Genomic DNA, 3,235 nt, shown 5'->3' on the forward strand with positions numbered 1-3,235 from the left:
CTCAATATAGTTTTGACGGCGGCTAAAGCCGCACGTTCGTTTTTCCTCCCCCGACTAAAGCACGGGGGTTTCCAAACTTATCGGAGGTTATCATGACACGGGTAAAACGCGGGAACGTCGCTCGCAAACGCCGCAAAAAAATTCTCAAAATGGCGAAAGGGTATCGGGGATCTCACTCGAAACTCTTCCGCAGTGCCAATCAACAGGTGATGAAAGCCCTGCGGAATGCCTACCGCGATCGCCGCAAACGCAAACGCGATTTTCGCCGCTTGTGGATCGCTCGGATTAACGCCGCCGCCCGTCAGCATGGCATGAGCTACAGTCAGCTCATTGGCTCGCTGAAAAAAGCCAATATCAATCTCAACCGCAAGATGCTGGCGCAAATGGCGGTACTTGACCCCGATGGCTTTTCCAAAGTGATGGAACTCGCACATCAAGCCAAAGGATAAACCGATGATGACTTCAGAAGGCAAAAGGATTGGAATTTTCCTCATTTCTTTTGCCTTTTGCCTGTTTTCCGGGGTTGGGGAGACTCGCGCCGCCGAACTCGAGGCGATCGCCGCTCGCGGTAAATTGCGCGTAGCGGTGAAAAATAACCTCCGCCCCCTGGGATTTACAGACAGCACCGGCAACCTGCAAGGGTTCGAAATCGACATCGCTCGTCGGTTGGCGGAGGAGTTATTGGGCAGTTCCGAAGATGTGGAACTGCTACCGGTGCAAAACCGCGATCGCCTCGCCGTGGTGATTTCCGGTGAGGTGGATCTGGCGATCGCCCGCGTCACCGCTACGCCATCGCGAGCGCGCGTCGTCTACTTTAGTTTCCCCTACTACCTCGACGGAGCTACCCTCATCACCCGCGACCCCACCGTGCGCGAACCCTCGGATTTATTCGGGAAAGCGATCGCCGTTCTCAACGCATCCAGTACCCTTCCCGTGATGCAGTTTAGAATTCCCCAGGCAAAACTGCTGCCTGTCAACTCCTATCAAGACGCCCTATCCCTGCTCGAAACCAATACCGTCAGCGCTTTCGCCGCCGATGCCACCGTGCTGACGGGGTGGGTGCAGCAGTATCCCGAATACCGACAGATCCCGGTGCGCTTTTCCGCTCAACCCCTTGCCATTGTGATGCCCAAAGGGTTGCAGTACCAAGAACTCCACTCCCGCGTCAATCGCGCGATCGCCCGCTGGCAAGCCGAAGGATGGCTCCAAGAACGGGCTGAATACTGGGGCTTACCCCTGCTGGAAACCCCCAACACCTTACCGTTCCCCCTCTCTTTCCAAAATCAAAATTGAACGAGTCACCCACGTGAGTTCATCTCATAATAAAATACAGAAAAGTTAGCCGAATTTGTTAGATTTAATCCCATGAATACCTCTCTTCCCCTGGTTTACCTCTCCTTTTTAATCTTTTTGCTCGCCCTGGTGGCGGGTTTGGTGGTGCGCCAAGTGTTTAAAACCCGCAAGGTGGAAAGTACCTTGTCTAAGTTACAGAAAAAGCTCAGTCAAGAAAAAGGTACGGCGCAAGAATACTACCAGCTCGGGAGTATTTATTTAGATAAAAAACTGTTTACCCAGGCGATCGTCCAGTTCCAAAAAGCTTTAAAATGCAAAGAGGAGATCGAAGATGAAAACAAGGCGTTGATTTATAATGGCCTCGGGTATGCTTACGTGGCTCAGGAACAGTACGACCTCGCCGTTCGGCAATACAAGGAAGCCTTGAAGCTTTACCCGGAATATGTCACCGCATGGAATAATTTGGCATTTGCTTACGATCGCAAGAAATTAACCGCTCAAGCATTGGAAGCTTACGAAGAAGCGCTCAAGCTCGATCCGGACAATCAAACCGCTAAAAAACGAGCTGAATCCCTCCGCAAGCGCCTCCCAACCACGGCTTAATGCCGAAACTTTGACATCGGATTTCCCAAGGGAGGGGGCTTGGGCGATCGCAATTTGACAGGTGAACCCAATCCCTCCCCGGGCACCCACTACCTCCCATCAGCTCAGCCTTCCCCCGAGGATGGGGCGACCCGACCCTCGGGGGAATACGCCTCAAATCCCCCAGAATCGCACGAATTGACGCTCGGTAATTCTCAATTCTCCATTCTCTCGCGATCGCCCTGGGGTGAATCCGCCACCAGATTTTGTGAACACATAAACCTATTTAGATAGATGTCACCCATCTAGAGGGTAAGTTATCATTACCACAAGCACACCAGAATATGCTTGTCCGCGAAACTCGCTTGCCGGAAAGATGTAACCCTTTGGAGATTCTATTTTATGCCAAACATGCCCCCCAACTCAATACCACTGTACCGCAATGCCATCGAACCTCTAGTGGTTGAAGAAGCACGACGGCAGATCCGGCAATTGCCGCCGAGACTGCTGATGTCTCTCAATCCACAGCAACTCATCGCCCAGGTGGTGGCTTATGCCCTAAATCGTCTGCCCGCCCTTTATGCCACCAGCGATCGCGGATGGAAATTCCAGCAGCAACAAGCCGAAAAGTTACAACCTCAGATTGAAAAAGCAGTCCGCCAGGGACTCGCAGCAGTCCAGCGCGATCCCCTGACCCCAGTGTGGGAGTCCCCTGACTCGGAAGCGGCAGAGGCGAAAAAGGCCCAGCTTGACAAGAGACGACGAATAGCCTCCTATCGTCGCTATCAGTAACGAACAGGTATAATTGCCAGGATTGACCACAGGGTAGCATCTCATTTTTTGGCCAATTAGTGCAGTGGAGCGAGCGTTTTCTCCTTTAAACCGCGATCGCAATTCCCAGGGAACCGCGATCGCAACAGTTCTGTGTGGGATTGACAATTCCCTTCCCTTCCCTTCCCGATTCCGGCTTTCTCAAGCAATTTTATACTAAATATAGTCAAACTAAAAGTGCTAAGCAAACTCCGAAGAGCGATCGCCGTTCCACGCCACTCAGACAATTGCTTGCATAATCGTCAAGTAAGTATCAATAGCAGTTTCAGGCAACACCTTCAATTGTTGATTTTTTAAATCCAATTCAATCCCCAACGCTTCCAGAGGAATCACTACTTGTGTCGCTGATGAAGATGGTGCTGGTCATCTTGAGAGTAGGCATTTCTAGAGCGAGGAAAAAAGCCATCGTAAGCGATCGAGTCATCCCAGTTGATTTATCCATCATCAATTACTCACGGTAGGGTGCGTTGCGGCTCAAACCCATGTAGAATAAAGACGACAATCTACAAGCTGCCGCAACGCACCGGCT

The 3,235-nt window shown here is 51.5% G+C and carries 4 protein-coding genes; all 4 read left to right on the forward strand.

Going from position 1 to position 3,235, the window contains the following annotated elements; translation table 11 throughout:
• The first annotated feature begins 92 nt into the window (after window positions 1-92).
• Window positions 93-449 (forward strand): 50S ribosomal protein L20, encoded by a 357-nt coding sequence (rplT, locus tag AC0QH1_RS18625; protein ID WP_324632762.1) that lies wholly within the window; start codon window positions 93-95, stop codon window positions 447-449.
• Window positions 450-453: 4 nt separating this feature from the next.
• A complete protein-coding gene (locus AC0QH1_RS18630; protein WP_324632764.1) occupies window positions 454-1,293 on the forward strand; it encodes a transporter substrate-binding domain-containing protein in 840 nt (279 codons plus the stop codon).
• A 72-nt stretch (window positions 1,294-1,365) separates the two neighbouring features.
• Window positions 1,366-1,896, forward strand: a complete 531-nt coding sequence (locus AC0QH1_RS18635) for a tetratricopeptide repeat protein (RefSeq protein ID WP_324632766.1) — start codon at window positions 1,366-1,368, stop codon at window positions 1,894-1,896.
• A 381-nt stretch (window positions 1,897-2,277) separates the two neighbouring features.
• On the forward strand, window positions 2,278-2,667 hold the full coding sequence (locus tag AC0QH1_RS18640) for a late competence development ComFB family protein (RefSeq protein ID WP_324632767.1): 390 nt from the start codon (window positions 2,278-2,280) through the stop codon (window positions 2,665-2,667).
• Window positions 2,668-3,235 lie beyond the last annotated feature (568 nt).

The sequence above is a fragment of the Phormidium sp. CCY1219 genome (genome assembly GCF_055795085.1).